This window comes from Olsenella sp. KH3B4, assembly GCA_900111695.1.
Taxonomy (GTDB): Bacteria; Actinomycetota; Coriobacteriia; order Coriobacteriales; family Atopobiaceae; genus Tractidigestivibacter.
Genome location: FOHD01000002.1, coordinates 175,623 through 189,643, shown reverse-complemented (window position 1 = coordinate 189,643; position 14,021 = coordinate 175,623). Strand labels below are relative to the sequence as shown.

Annotated in this window: 9 protein-coding genes; 6 read left to right on the top strand and 3 right to left on the bottom strand. The window is 60.4% G+C overall.

The window, feature by feature from the left end; genetic code table 11:
- Nucleotides 1-335 precede the first annotated feature (335 nt).
- Nucleotides 336-1,553: a hypothetical protein gene (locus tag BMX94_RS02785; RefSeq protein WP_091003180.1), complete on the bottom strand. Its 1,218-nt coding sequence runs from the start codon at nucleotides 1,551-1,553 to the stop codon at nucleotides 336-338.
- A 267-nt stretch (nucleotides 1,554-1,820) separates the two neighbouring features.
- Here BMX94_RS02785 and BMX94_RS02780 point away from each other — a divergent pair, with 267 nt between their 5' ends.
- On the top strand, nucleotides 1,821-2,981 hold the full coding sequence (locus BMX94_RS02780; RefSeq protein WP_091003177.1) for an iron-containing alcohol dehydrogenase: 1,161 nt from the start codon (nucleotides 1,821-1,823) through the stop codon (nucleotides 2,979-2,981).
- A 299-nt stretch (nucleotides 2,982-3,280) separates the two neighbouring features.
- Nucleotides 3,281-4,441 carry an ATP-binding protein gene (locus tag BMX94_RS02775; RefSeq protein WP_286159992.1) on the top strand — a complete coding sequence of 387 codons (1,161 nt, stop codon included), beginning with the start codon at nucleotides 3,281-3,283 and terminating at the stop codon, nucleotides 4,439-4,441.
- 15 nt (nucleotides 4,442-4,456) lie between these two features.
- Here BMX94_RS02775 and BMX94_RS02770 read toward each other — a convergent pair whose 3' ends face one another.
- Nucleotides 4,457-5,689 carry a diphosphate--fructose-6-phosphate 1-phosphotransferase gene (locus tag BMX94_RS02770; RefSeq protein ID WP_218138448.1) on the bottom strand — a complete coding sequence of 411 codons (1,233 nt, stop codon included), beginning with the start codon at nucleotides 5,687-5,689 and terminating at the stop codon, nucleotides 4,457-4,459.
- Between the two features lie 180 nt (nucleotides 5,690-5,869).
- Here BMX94_RS02770 and BMX94_RS02765 point away from each other — a divergent pair, with 180 nt between their 5' ends.
- From BMX94_RS02765 to BMX94_RS02750, 4 genes are all read left to right on the top strand, one after another.
- Entirely contained in the window at nucleotides 5,870-7,816 is a 1,947-nt protein-coding gene (locus tag BMX94_RS02765; protein ID WP_091003175.1) for a YidC/Oxa1 family membrane protein insertase, read from the top strand.
- A complete protein-coding gene (locus BMX94_RS02760; RefSeq protein ID WP_091003172.1) occupies nucleotides 7,806-9,938 on the top strand; it encodes an alkaline phosphatase family protein in 2,133 nt (710 codons plus the stop codon). The genes BMX94_RS02765 and BMX94_RS02760 overlap by 11 nt, the downstream gene beginning before the upstream one ends.
- A 30-nt stretch (nucleotides 9,939-9,968) precedes the next feature.
- Nucleotides 9,969-12,095, top strand: coding sequence for an alkaline phosphatase family protein (locus tag BMX94_RS02755; RefSeq protein ID WP_143052253.1), 2,127 nt, complete (start codon nucleotides 9,969-9,971; stop codon nucleotides 12,093-12,095).
- 69 nt (nucleotides 12,096-12,164) lie between these two features.
- Nucleotides 12,165-12,989 (top strand): HAD hydrolase family protein, encoded by an 825-nt coding sequence (locus BMX94_RS02750; protein ID WP_177171299.1) that lies wholly within the window; start codon nucleotides 12,165-12,167, stop codon nucleotides 12,987-12,989.
- A 173-nt stretch (nucleotides 12,990-13,162) separates the two neighbouring features.
- Here the strand turns inward: BMX94_RS02750 and BMX94_RS02745 are convergent, their stop codons facing one another.
- Entirely contained in the window at nucleotides 13,163-13,909 is a 747-nt protein-coding gene (locus tag BMX94_RS02745; protein ID WP_091003165.1) for a GntR family transcriptional regulator, read from the bottom strand.
- Between the last annotated feature and the right edge of the window lie 112 nt (nucleotides 13,910-14,021).

Sequence of the window (14,021 nt, the reverse complement as noted above, 5' to 3'; positions counted from 1 at the left end):
GGTCCCGATCTATCTAGACGAGAACAGTCTACGCAAGGAATGCGCAGTTCATACCCGCTTGCCCGAATGACCCCGCGAGCGTAGTTCGCGCTGCCGGGGCGTGCCGGAAAAGGCTGCAGTGCAATGCGGCCACGTCAATCCAAAGCCCCATGAGGGACTCAATTATTGAACGAAAATTCTTGCAAGAATTACATTCACCCAGTTGAGAGAAACGAATCACGGAAAATCGCGCAATAATTGAGAAGAAATAGCATCGCGCCTGGCCTCCAAGGCCCTGGCCAGCCGCGCCCACCGGGCAGCCGGGCCCACCCTGCCGGCAGCGCCCTTCTCGGCCCCTATAGGACCATGTCTACCTCCACAATCTGGGGGTCCTTGAGTCGCTGGATTCCACGCTGATCGCGCTCGACCTGCTTGCGCGCATAGCTGCGCCCCTGTTCCCAGGGGAGAAGCGACCAGACGAGCGTTTGCCTTCGCTCGCATACGGCTCGCGACGCAAGAGCGCGCCGGCTTTCGGTCATGTCTTTGCCGGAGAGAAGCTCAATTGTTCGGAGCACCTCGAGCATCAGGGCGTCGAGCCCGCCCTTCCGGTAGAGGTCCTCGCTCGTAGCCGGAAGAACCACAAGCCCCTGAGCAGCCAATTCCCTGTTCCGATGCAGGTCATCAAGGACCTTCTCGCGCACTGCTCGGCGCGTGCTTTCAAGGATGTCTGCCGCTGCCTTGTCATTTGGTGCCAATGCGCACGCCTGCGCCGCCTCGATGACGCTGTCTAGGTCAAGGTGGTAGAAGCTGTCGTAATTGATTCCGACGCAGGTCCCAGGGACGAGGATGTCCGGCACGCGCGACGTACTGGCCCCGGAGCGAGTCAGTTCGTCCACTGCGGTCTGGCGGTCGTTGAGCACGAGTCGTCCCATGCCGTATCCTAGGTACTCAAGCGGCAGGGCCATAAGGGCCGCGATAACCGCCTCCGCAGGGGACCAGGCGTTGTTTGCTACGTATCCAATGACTCTCCTGGATTGGGCAACGCCTGCATTACCCCCGCACTGAGAGAGGAACCGCTCGATCTTCTCGACGCTTGTTGCAGGGGGAATGCCGTAGGCAATGGCGCCCCCGCGAGGGTCTGAGGGGCTTCTTGAGAAGCTTCCGGTTAGTTCGTAGCCGAGAAGTGCCTGGACTTCTGGCTGCATAACGGTGCCCATCTCCACAAAGACGAGCTCGGGCGAGGCAACGCGAAGGCCGTTTCCTGCGTCCATGTACGCGTTCTTGGGGAGCGAGGCGGTGTGAATGATTGACGAGAAGGCCTTGGAGCGGATGCGGGCGCGTTCGCTTGATACGGCGACCTCAATGGGACGGTTTCCCAGCGCGCCACGCGCTAATCCTAGGTTGGAGAGGTCAATGCAGCTTGCGCTCCACCGCCGCCTGCCCTCTGGGAGTTCCGGGGCGGCGATGCCGGTTCTTCTCAGCGATGTAATGCCTCCCTGTATGCCGGGAGCCATGCCGCAACGGATGGACCTGATGGTCGCAAGTGCGCTGAGGCGATCAAGCGTAAGGTTCATGGGTATCTCCAGCCTGTTTGGCAGAAATTATTGCGCGTTATTCCTAGGTTAGATGAAGTTTCACCAGGTAAGAACTGTATATCAAGCAATTTCGCGCAATAATTCGGCGGTTGAAGGGGACCGGGTAGAACCGGCGGCGAGAAGCGAGAAGGACCGGGTGCGGGCCGCCGACGAGAGGCGAGAGCTGCGGCGGCCATTCCGCGCGCTACCATGAGACCAACGCAGCACCGGCAGTCGGGTGCCTGTTTGCACGAGAAGGGAATCAGCATGTACAACTTCACGTTCCATGTTCCCACCACCATCCATTTTGGAAAGGGCCAGATCTCGCATCTTGCCGAGCTTGCCCAGTACGGTAAGAAAGTCCTGCTCTGCTATGGTGGCGGCTCGATCAAGCGCAACGGTATCTACGATGAGGCGCTGCGCATTCTCGGCCAGGCTGGCGTGGAGGTTGAGGAGCTCTCCGGAGTCGAGCCCAACCCGCGCATCCAGACCGTCCGCCGCGGCGTCGAGACGTGCAAGGCGTCGGGCGTTGACATGGTCCTCGCCATCGGCGGCGGCTCCACGATTGACTGCGCCAAGGTGGTCGCTGCTGGCGCCCGCTATGATGGCGACCCCTGGGACCTGGTCATTCATCCCGAGAAGATCACAGATGCGCTCCCCATCTTCTCGGTCCTCACGCTCTCCGCGACTGGCTCCGAGATGGACCCCTTTGCGGTGATTTCGGACATGACCAAGAACGAGAAGTGGGGCACCGCCGCCGAGTGCATGAAGCCCACGATGTCCGTTCTCGACCCCACCTACACCTTCACCGTCTCGCGCCGCCAGACGGCAGCGGGTACGGCGGACATGATGAGCCACACCTTCGAGAACTACTTCACCATGGAGCCGGGCGCCTATGTACAGCAGCGTATGGCCGAGGGACTTCTTCGCACGATGATTCACTACGGCCCCGTCGCGCTCGAGGAGCCGGACAACTACGAGGCTTGCGCAAACCTCATGTGGGCTGCCTCACATGCCATTAACGGCCTGGTAGAGGCCGGTGCCGCCAATGCCTGGTGCGTGCACCCCATGGAGCATGAGCTCTCTGCCTTCTACGACATCACCCACGGCGAGGGCCTGGCCATCCTTACCCCGGCCTGGATGGAGCACGTGCTCTCCGTCAAGACGGCGCCCATGTTCGCGACGTACGGCCGCAACGTTTGGGGTCTCCAGGGCACCGATGACATGTCCGTGGCACGCGACGCCATCGCCAAGACGCGCGAGTTCTTCTTTGTCACCATGGGCATGCCCGCCAACCTGCGTGCGGTTGGCATCGATGATGAGAAGAACTTCCGTGTGATGGCCGAGAAAGCCGCTACTGGCAGCAAGGGCAGCTTCGTGCCCCTTACGGCCGACGATATCGTGGAGATTTACCGCGCGGCTCTGTAGCGCCAGCGTGACAAGCACCGTAGGCAAGCGCCCCTCTCGGCACCTGGCCGCGAGGGGCGCGTTGCGTCGAGAAGCGCTGTCGCCGGAGCTGTTGAGAACGATGAGGGTCGAGGGTGCGGTGTGTCTCTTGCCCATCAAGCGGATACACCCCATATGCTGCTCGTTTGTCAATATGCTCCTGATCATGGTACGTCATACTCCCGATTATGGTGCCTATCGGTTCCCGATTATGGTTCTATCAACTCCTGATTATGGTACTGTTCACTTATCGATTGTGGGGTTTTGATTGGAGAACTACGGTGATACAGCGAGACATTGCGTCGTGGACAAGAAAGAACGCTGACTGGTTTCCTGTGGTCTCTATTACGGGCCCGAGGCAGAGTGGCAAATCGACCCTAGTCAAAGCCGTGTTTCCCGAGTACCAGTATGAGAATCTCGAAGATCCCGGCGTATTGGCAATGGCGCTCGATGACCCGGTTGGATTTATCCGCCACAGGCCACAGAAGCTCATTATTGACGAGGCCCAGCTTGCACCGGAGCTATTCAACGTAATTCAGGTGGTTTCTGACGAGGTGGGCACGCCGGGGCAGTATGTGCTCTCGGGTTCGCAAAACTTTATGCTGCTTAAACAGATTACTCAGTCTCTTGCGGGAAGGGTTGGTCTGCTCAAGCTCATGCCCCTCTCGTATAGGGAGGCGCATGGAGCGGTATCTGAGCTAGGGGTGGAGGACTTTGTCATTCGTGGTGGGTACCCACGCTTATATGATGTGGACATCCCACCTGAGGTCTACTACGAGAACTACCTGAGCACCTACATAACGCGTGACGCATCCGGGTATGTTGATCCAAGCAACTTGAGCGTCTTTAGAAACTTCATAGCGGCTTGCGCAGAGGGGTGCGCCAACCTCCTTAACCTCACCAGCCTTGCCAATGACGTGGGAATAAGTCCAAAGACTGCAAGGTCGTGGCTATCGCTTTTGGAATCAAGTTACGTGGTGCAGCTCCTCCAGCCATACCACGCCAACCTCCGGAAGCGGCTCACAAAGACCCCAAAGCTCTTCTTCTATGACACGGGGCTTCTCTGCCACCTACTTGGAATAAGGACGACAGACCAGCTCCTGACCTCGCGTCACAGGGGGGCGGTCATCGAAGATTTCGTCATCTCCGAGACGGCCAAGCGCCACATGAATGCTGGCAGGCAACCACAGCTCTACTTCTATCGCGATGACAGCAAAATTGAGGTCGACCTGCTCGACATGACCAACCCTACGGCCACAGAGCTAGTGGAGATAAAGTCTTCGGCGACGTATAGGTCTTCGTTCACGAGACACCTGGCCAGCGTCGGGAATCTGATCGGCGTTGATGTTGCCAACCAGTCAGTTGTCATGAATGCGGACAAGACCGTAATGGTAGGAGGCAGAACGGTGTGGTCGATGAGGGACTGGCTACTTCGCGAGTAGCCAGTCCCCAGGCCGCTACGCCAGCGGCTTCACGTGTGCTGGTATGCCGCCCACGTACGAGAGAGACGGCTCGCCGGCAATGAGCGGCCGCGCGTAGCGCAGGAACGCCTCGGTCACGCCCGTGCCGTCCTCGCGAATCATCTCTGCAGGCACGGCCTTCACGGCGTTGGCCACGCGGTTCACGTCCACCAGGTCGTAGCGCACCTCGTACGGCGCATCGGATGCGCGCACCAGGGCGCTCATCACGCCCGAGGCGCCATCGAGGGCGGCGTTTACACCGCGGACGCCCAAGCCGGCTGCCTCAGTGAGGTCGGTCTGGCTGGCCAGATGGGCGGCGCAGCGCTGTGTGGTGCAGAGCTCGACGGCACGCGTCTTGCACCCCAGCTCGCGCTTGGCAACGTCTGCCAGGTAGCGGCTCGTGCCCGAAAGCGCGGCCGCGTGTCCAAAGGCGTCGACGCGCGCCGTGGAGCCCGCGCGCTCGCAGATGAGCGTGCCGTCTGCTGTGCGCACGCCCTCGCTCACGGCAACCACCACGGTGTTCTTCTCGGCGAGAAGCCCTGCGAGCCTCTGGAGCAGTGCCTGCTCGTCAAGCGGAACCTCGGGAAGAAGCACCAGGTCGGGCGCGTGACCGCCCGCCTCACCGGCAAGCGCCGACGACGCAGCAAGCCAGCCGGCGTCTCGGCCCATGATCTCGACGAAGGTCACGCTCTTGAGGTCGTAGACGTCGGCGTCGCAGGCAAGCTCGTCGACCGTAGCGGCTATGAACTTGGCCGCGCTGCCATAGCCAGGCGTGTGGTCGGTAAGGATGAGGTCATTGTCGATGGTCTTGGGCACGCCCACAAAGCGAATCTGCGAGCCCGTGGCCTCGCCGTAGCGAGAAAGCTTGGCGATGGTGTCCATCGAGTCATTCCCGCCAATGTAGAGCACCGCGCGGGCACCTAGCTCCGTAAACCGCTTGAAGAGCGTGCGGTACGGCGTCTCGTCCTCGGTGGGCTCCGGCAGCTTGTAGCGGCAGCTCCCCAGGTAGCTTGATGGCGTGTGCGAGAGAAGCTCGAGCCCCGCCGGCCCGGCGAGCTTCTCGTCCAGGTTTACCGTACGACCGTCGAGAAGGCCCTGGATGCCGTAGCGCATGCCCATCGCGCAGAGGCCGGCCGCTCGCGCGGCGCCCACGACTCCCGCCAGGCTTGCGTTGATTGCCGTCGTGGGTCCGCCAGACTGCCCAACCAGCACAGTGTTGCCCAAAGCCATGTCTGCCCCTCTCGTGCGCGTTTACCTGGAAAGAGGATACCGCACGCAGCTGTGGTGGGCCCCTCCCGCACCGAGACTGTGTTATCGCTCCCTAGCTCGTAAACTAGCGGTAAATACCCCGCTTGCGCGTGGTAAGGTATCTCGGTCCCAATGTCAGCTTAAAACCCCGGGAGTCACACAATGTTTGAGGCGCTTGCGAGCTTCTTCTCGCTTATCGTGCAGCCGGCCTATAACCTCACCGGCAGCTGGTGGGCGGCAATATTTCTCTTCACCCTGTTCTCCAAGGTCATCCTCATGCCGCTCTCGGTGTGGTGCCAGAAGAACAGTATCGTGATGGTGCAGCTCATGCCCGAGCTCTTCCGCATCAAGTGCCGCTACTACGGTGACCGCGAGACCATCGAGGAGAAGCAAAACGAGCTCTACCACGAGAAGCACTACCATGCGCTTCTCTCGCTCATCCCCCTGGCCATCCAGGTGGTTATCCTCTTTGGCCTGGTGGACGTCATCCACTCCATCACGGACTCTGGCGCGCCCGGCACCGAGTTTCTGGGCCTCGTGCCCATCGAGAGCGGCGGTGCGTCGCTCATCATGCCGTTGCTTGCCGGCCTCTCGGCGGTAATCATGGGCTGGGCCTCCAACCACATCAACCCCCTCCAGCGCGAGCAGTCTCGCGCCGAGAAGAACATGACCAACGGCCTCTCCATCGCGCTTTCGCTCTTCCTGGGCTTCTATGTGGTGTGTGGCATGGCGTTCTACTGGGTGTGCTCCAACCTGCTCTCCATTGCGGTGCAGGCGCTGTGCAACGTGATTGTGAAGCCGCGCGACTACATCGACTACGAGGACCTCAATGCCGCGCGCGACGAGTTCAATGCCATCGAGGAGGCCACTAAGGGCGACCGCAAGTGGTACCAGCCAGACCCGCTGGCCCGCCGCGCGAAGGCCGACTACAAGCGCTTCTTCAAGATTGACGGCAAGCACCTGGTCTTCTACTCGGAGAGCTCCGGCTTCTACAAGTACTTCCAGGGTGCCATCGAGTGGCTGCTCAACAACTCCGACGTGCGCATCCACTACCTTACGAGCGACCCCAACGACCAGGTCTTTGACATCGCCAAGCGCGAGCCACGCCTTATCCCGTACTTCCTCGACCAGAAGCGCCTCATCACCCTCATGATGAAGATGGACGCCGACGTTGTGGTCACCTCGCTCGGCGCGCTCGACGTGTACTACATCAAGCGCTCGTACATCCGCAAGGACATCGAGTACATCTACATGTGCCACCACATGACCTCGATGCACATGACGGGCACCAAGCAGGAGTACGACAACTACGACACCATCATGTGCGTTGGGCCTCACCAGAAGGCAGAGATCCGCGCCATGGAGAAGGCCTATCACACGCAGAAGAAGAAGGTCCCCGAGATTGGCTACGACCTTCTCGACCGCGAGATGGCAGACTACGAGAAGATGCCGCACGAGAAGCACGAGCGCCCTATCATCCTCATCGCGCCCTCGTGGAACACGGACAACATCCTCGACACCTGCATCGACGACATGCTCGGGCGCCTGCTTGGCCACGGCTACCACGTGATTCTTCGTCCCCACCCCGAGTACGTGAAACGCTACCGCCCGCGCTGGGAAGCGCTCGTCGAGCGCTACTCCAAGGTGAGCCCCGATGAGCTCACCATCGAGGCGGACTTCTCCGGCCACAGTTCCATCCTCGAGTCCGACGTCTTGGTGACCGATTGGTCCACGATTGCCGAGGAGTTCTCGTTCACCACGCTCAAGCCCTCGCTCTTCATCGACACTCCCATGAAGGTTATCAACCCGGACTACGAGCAGGTTGGTATCACGCCCACCGACATCACGCTGCGCAACCAGATTGGTCGCTCGCTCGACCCCAAGGATCTCTCCGAGCTCGAGGGCGTCATCGATGACATGGTCACCAACTCCTCCGTCTGGAACGACAAGATCCGCCAGATCCGCGATGGCTTCATCTACAACCTTGGCCACGGTGGCGAGGCGGCGGGCGAGTACATCCTCGGCGAGGTCCTCGCAAAGCAGGACGGCAAGGACATCACTGCGGCTGGCGCGTTTGGGACGGGGGATCAGGGCAGCGATGATGAGTAGCCGCTCCCTGAAGGGTGCGAACCGCATTGCTGGGAACCTGCTGGTCCTTGTGTGGGACGTCCTTGGCCTTGCTGTAATAAGCGCCTGCCTGCTCACGGCGATGGCCACCCCGGCCCTCGCGTACGTGGACCCCTCGGTCATGACCTACACGATCCAGGCGCTGGCGGCCGTGGCCGTGGCTCTCTCGGCGGTGCTGGGCGTGGCCTTCAGGCGCACGCGCAGGGTGCTCATGAGGCTCCTGCACATCGACGAGGACGCAGGCCGCGTGGTCGAGCCCGCGGTCTCCCGCATCGACCCGTCCGGGAAGCCCGCGGCGGACGCGGCGGCCCGCGAGGCAATGGGCGCCGCGGGCGGCCAGGCTCGCGGGGCCGGCGCGCGTCGCCCGGAGGGCCTCCCCTGGCGTCGCCGCCTGGGGCTCTCTCTTCTCGCAAGCGTGCTTCTCGTCCTTACGGTGCTCGTGGTGGCACCGCTCGAGCTTGTTGCCGGCAGCTCCGATAGCCTCCTCTTTGGCGTAAAGCAAGTGTGGCAGGTTGTGGTGGTGGCTGGTCTCGTTATCGCAGCTGTTTCCAGCCTTGCCATCTCGGCAATTCGTGGGCGCGTCTTTGACGTGGTCATTGCCATTGCCGTGGCACTTGGCGTTGGCGCCTATGTGCAGGTGCTCTTCATGAATTCAAACCTGCCAGTCGCCGATGGCAACCTTGTGGACTGGACCCAGTTTGCATCCATCACTGGTATCAGCCTGCTTGTGTGGGCGGCGATCGTCGTCTTCCTTGTTGCTCTTGCGGTCAAGCGTCCGCGCGTGGGGAGGGCCGCTGCCGCAGCGTTGAGCGCTGCTCTGATCGTCGTGCAGGTTGCCGGCGTTGTTGACATTGTGTCTAAGGCGGCATCCGAGCCAGAGTCCATCACCATTACCGAGAAGGGCCTCTTTGACGTCTCGGGCGAGAAGAACGTGGTGTGCTTTGTGCTGGACATGACAGACACTGCGGATGCCAAGCAGGCGTTTGCCGACAACCCCGCCATGCTCGACGGCCTGGATGGCTTCACGTGGTACCAGAACAGCGTGGGGTCGATGATCCCTACGCGCTATGGCATTCCGTCCCTGCTCACGGGCGTGCGGCCCAAGCCGGGCGAGGATGCGGCAGACTTTCTCGCAAACATGTACACAAGCAGCTACTTCTTGAATGACGTTGCTGCCCAGGGCTACACGACGGGTGTCTACTCTGATACTGCTGGCTGGATTGACGGCTGGGACGGCTATCTGGGAGAGCGCGTCGAGAACTTCGAATCAACTTCCGAGGTCGCGAAGGAGACCCTCGATTGGCAGGGCACGCTGGGCATCCTGTACCAATGCGCGCTCTACCGCGACATGCCGTGGATTGCCAAGCCATTCTTCTGGTTCTATACCGACCAGCTCAACCAGGGCATGGTCTCGAGCGAGGGCGTCTCGTCTCCCGACACCACGCCCTACGCCATCGATGATCCCGCATACTTCCAGAAGCTCAAGGAGAGTGGCCTAACCGTCAACGGCGAGAATGCCTCGTTCCGCTTCATTCACCTTGAGGGGACCCACTATCCCTTCATCATGGATGCCGAGGGCAACAGTGTCGCGGAGTCGAATGACTGGGAGTCCCAGATGGTGGGCGCGTTCAAGATCGTGCGCACGTATCTGGGCGAGCTCAAGCGCTTGGGGCTCTATGACAGTACGACGGTCGTGATCACTGCGGACCACGGCACCTGGTACCTTACGCCCGACGAGATCAACGACGTCACGACCCCCATCATCTTTGTGAAGCCTGCGCAGTCTGCCGAGGCTGACTCGGTGCCCTGCCAGATCTCGCAGCAGCCCGTGAGTCACTACGACTTGCAGGCAACGATGCTCAAGGGCATGGGGGCATCGCAGGATGTGCTTGACCACTATGGCGAGTACAACCAGGCCATTGAGGACCGCACGGACCCTGCAGACCGCCTGCGTTACTATCTCATGACGACGAGCAACGGCAAGCTTGATACCAGCTGGCGCGAATTCCAGATTTCTGGGGACTCCCAGGACTTCTCGAACTGGCACCTCGATGGCAACGAATGGATCATCACCGACGAGGATGCAAAACGCATCTGGCACTGACCTCGGCGGGAACATGAAGGAGGCTCGATCTTGAGAAGTACGAGAAGAAAAGTGATGCCGGCGCTTGCGCTCCATGACGGGCTCTACGCTGCTGCCCTCACTGCAGTGTGGGTGCTTGTCCCGGCCGCCCCGGCCTACGCCTACGTGGACCCCTCGGTCATGACCTACACGATTCAGGCGCTCGCCGCCGTGGCCGTGGCTCTCTCGGCGGTGCTGGGCGTGGCCTTCAGGCGCACGCGCAGGGCGCTCATGAGGCTGCTCCACATCGACGAGGACGCGGGCCGCGTGGCCGAGCCCGCGGTCTCCCGCATCGACCCGTCCGGGAAGCCCGCGGCGGACGCGGCGGCCCGCGAGGCGATGGGCGCCGCGGGCGGCCAGGCTCGCGGGGACGGCGGAAAAAGGCCCGAGAACGGCTACTCACCCAGCTGGCCGAGGCGTCTGGTCTCCGGCCTCCTGGTCGGGGCGCTCTTCTCGTTGACGCTTATGATTTCCGCCCCGTACGAGCTCATCGCCGGTAACAGCGCAAGCCTCATTTTCTCCCTCTCGCAGACATGGCAGGTGTTCGTGCTGCCGGCGGTTGCCGTGGCGGTTGCCATCGCCTCCGTTCTCGTGCTCCTTCGCGGGCGTGCCTTCAATGTGGCGCTGATGCTCGCCTTTGGCTTCGTGCTTGCCTCCTACGCTCAAGCCATCTTCCTTAACGGCAATCTTCCGAGTGCGGATGGCTCTGTGGTCGACTGGACCCAGTATGCGAGGACGGCGGTGTGGACCACCCTGGTCTGGGCAGCGATACTCCTTGCGCCACTCGAGTTGAGCCGTATCAACCGCTCCGTTGCGCAGAGCGTCGTCTCTTTTGTGGCCGCGGCGTTGATCGTGATCCAGGGTGTTGGCGTGGCGAGCCTGTTCTCCTCAGGTTCGGCAACCACGACCAAAGAGGTTTCAGAATACACGATGACGGAGCGTGGACTGTTCACGGTCTCTCCCAAGAAGAACATCATCGTGTTCGTGCTCGACATGTATGACACCTCGATGGACCTTGTTCCTGCTGTCCAGCAGAATCCCGCCCTTCTCGACGAGATGACGGGGTTCACGTGGTATCAGAACTCGAGTGCCGTCGTCACGCCAACCCGAAACGCCATTCCCACGATGCTTGTAGGGCAACAACGCGTCAACAGTGCGGCGCCTGACTACACGGAGGGACACCAGTACTTGACCGACCTTACCAGCGCCGGATATGACGTAGGCCTCTACAGCGATATCCTCCCGACGGACAACCCTTACTACCGGGACAATGCGTTCAACATTGTTCCCACTGACGGGCGGCCCGCCGATGCGGCCCTCGACAAGGAGGGAACGCTGCGTGCGCTCTACAGATGCGCCCTGTTCCGCGACCTTCCCTGGCCGTTCAAGCCGTTCTTCTGGTTCTACACGGACGATATCAACCAGGCGATGGTAGAGGCTAGCGAGCAGCCGACAGGCGAGGTCGACCCCAATCGCGGCTCGGAGGTTCCCTACACGACGAACGACATCGGATATGCGAGCGACTTGAAGTCGATTGGGCTCGCTGCGGTGGACGAGGGCGAGACGGGCGCCTTTAGGTTCATCCACCTTAACGGGGCGCACTATCCCTACACGATGGACGAGTACGGTCAGCCTGGGACCGGTCTCTCTCGTGCGCAGCAGGCCGTCGGCAGCATGAACACGGTGAGCGAGTACTTGAGGCAGCTCAAGGCCTTGGGGCTCTATGATGATGCGACGATCATCATTACCGCTGACCACGGCTACTTCGCGTCATCCGACGCGTTTGCCCTTACTGATTTTGCTGCAAATCCGATTATGCTCGTGAAACCACCCGAGACTCATGAACAGGGAAGCCAGCCCTATGTCGTCTCTCAAGAACCGGTGAGCAATGCCGATGTTCTGCCCACAGCGCTGGCTGGGCTTGACTGTGACAAGTCAGAGTATGGCGTCGATATGCTTACGGAGGATGATCCCGGCCGCGTGAGGTACTTCAGTCTCTTGAGCAAAGACAGCGAGGGTGTCGAGCATGGGCTTGTCGAGTACGAGATAACCGGCGATGCCAATGACATAAAAAACTGGCATCCAACTGGCTGGATTCAGGATTTCTCCACCGGCTCGTGGGTCCAACGGAGTCAATAGGAAAGTGAAGGAGGCTTGTCCATTCGAGGCTGCCCAGTAATGGAAAACGCAGCGATTTCGGGAAGAGCGTTGGCAAGCGACTTCGACGGGACGCTCTTCTTTGGGATTGGTGGGGACGACCATCCGTTCCACCACTTTCTTCCCCGTGACCTCGCGGCTATCGAGGAGTTCCGGGTGCGCGGCGGCCTCTTTGGCGTGTGCACAGGCAGGCCGCTTGGCGCCGTTCTCGACGATATGGGGAACGCCCTCAGCTTTGACTTCGCCATCACGAGCAGCGGCGCGTGTGTGAGTGACGCCGAAGGAAACACGCTGTTCTCACGCGAAATACCCAACGACGACGTGCGGGCGATTCTGGACGTGGCGCGCGGGCAGACCTCGCGGCCGCCATTTCTGGCTGTGAACTCGGGCTATCTGGTATTGGGTAAGAGCGACATTCCTGGGCTGCCCAAGGCGTTTCTCAAGCGGCTGAGAGTCGTGGGTTCCGTCGATGAGGCACTCTCGGTCGAGCCGGGGGAGCGTGGAGGATCGGTTCAGGTTGTCTCGCTGGGCTTTGCCAGTCAGGAGAGGGCTTCGAGCTTTGCTGCCAGGGTGGGAGAGCTACTTGGTGGAAGGGTTGCGGCGTATCAGAACCTCGAGTCGGTGGACGTGGTGCCCGCGGGGTGTTCGAAGGGCACGGGGTTGGCAATCGCACGGGAGCGCTTTGGGTTGGGCTTGGTTGGCGGCATCGGTGATTCCTTCAACGACCTGCCGCTTCTTGGCGAGGCAGATGTGGCGTATACGTTCAACCGCGCGCCGGAGGCCGTTCGTGCGGGTGCCGATGTGCTGGTGGACGACGTCGCTGAGGCTTTGGCGGATTTCGAGCGACGACAGATGGTCACGAGCGGTGCGAATTGACGTGAGATAGTTGGCGTCGAATCGGAGCCCCTCCCTCCGGAGATTGAGCAGATAGGTGCCTCAATGATTGAAGACCATCTGAGAATTGTGGTCGCTGATCTCAGATGGTGGGACTTGGACTCGCTGCCGGCTTAAGTGCTGTTTGTCGAAAGCGTGGGACAAACCCTGGTTTGCTAGAGCCCTTTTCCCGAGCTTCCAGAAGAGCTGGCGTCGCTGCCTGTTGCCTTGAACTCGAAGCGATCGCCGGGAAATCTTTTTATGAAGACGCCAAAGGGCTTGCCGTCCATAAGGTATCCCACCTCTTCGACCTCGAGGAGTGGTGTCCCATATTCGAGCTTTAACCTTGCCCTTTCGTCATTTGTTGACAATACCGAACGTACGGTCTTCTCGAAGCTCCCAACAGGCACTCCAGAGTGCTTCGTAACCTCAGTGGTGACGTCCCCGCCGGCAGCGGCCATAGAGAGACTGCCAACAGACTCGATGGGAAGATAAACATATTCCATGCAAATGGGTAACGGTCCATTGCGGTGCATACGCGTCACAAAGTACAAGAATGACTGCCCGTTGATTCCCAGCAGACGAGAAATTCGGGATTCTGGCCTAATGACATTGAAATCAATGACGTCGATGGAGTCATTGCTTGGCATCTTCGCTGTTCTCGGGGCAATTTGAACAACTTGGTTGGGAACCTTCCAGCCTATCGAGCTGGTCTCAATTGCCTTGACATATATGCCTGATCCTTGCCTGCGCGATATCAAGCCCTCATCAGACAGAGTTTGGAGCACTTGATTGATGGTGCTTTTGCTGACTCCGTATGCAGAGCAGAGCTCTGTAACGGGAGGAAGCTTCGCATACGGCTTAAGAGTGCCATCTGCGATGCATTCCTCGATGTCCCGAACGATCTCTTCGTACTTGTACATGATTCCTCGTCGATACCTAAGCGCGGATATAGCAAGCGGCCCTTCCACACACTTTAGTATTCTTCCGTGCCTTCCTCCGTTTCGATACCGCTTGCAGTCTCGAAACGACCGT

What these genes read in the sequence shown, in the direction of transcription:
- BMX94_RS02745 (WP_091003165.1), bottom strand. Translation starts at nt 13,909, where the DNA reads ATGTACAAGTACGAAGAGATCGTTCGGGACATCGAGGAATGCATCGCA.
- BMX94_RS02760 (WP_091003172.1), top strand. Translation starts at nt 7,806, where the DNA reads ATGATGAGTAGCCGCTCCCTGAAGGGTGCGAACCGCATTGCTGGGAAC.
- BMX94_RS02785 (WP_091003180.1), bottom strand. Translation starts at nt 1,553, where the DNA reads ATGAACCTTACGCTTGATCGCCTCAGCGCACTTGCGACCATCAGGTCC.
- BMX94_RS02780 (WP_091003177.1), top strand. Translation starts at nt 1,821, where the DNA reads ATGTACAACTTCACGTTCCATGTTCCCACCACCATCCATTTTGGAAAG.
- BMX94_RS02770 (WP_218138448.1), bottom strand. Translation starts at nt 5,689, where the DNA reads ATGGCTTTGGGCAACACTGTGCTGGTTGGGCAGTCTGGCGGACCCACG.
- BMX94_RS02765 (WP_091003175.1), top strand. Translation starts at nt 5,870, where the DNA reads ATGTTTGAGGCGCTTGCGAGCTTCTTCTCGCTTATCGTGCAGCCGGCC.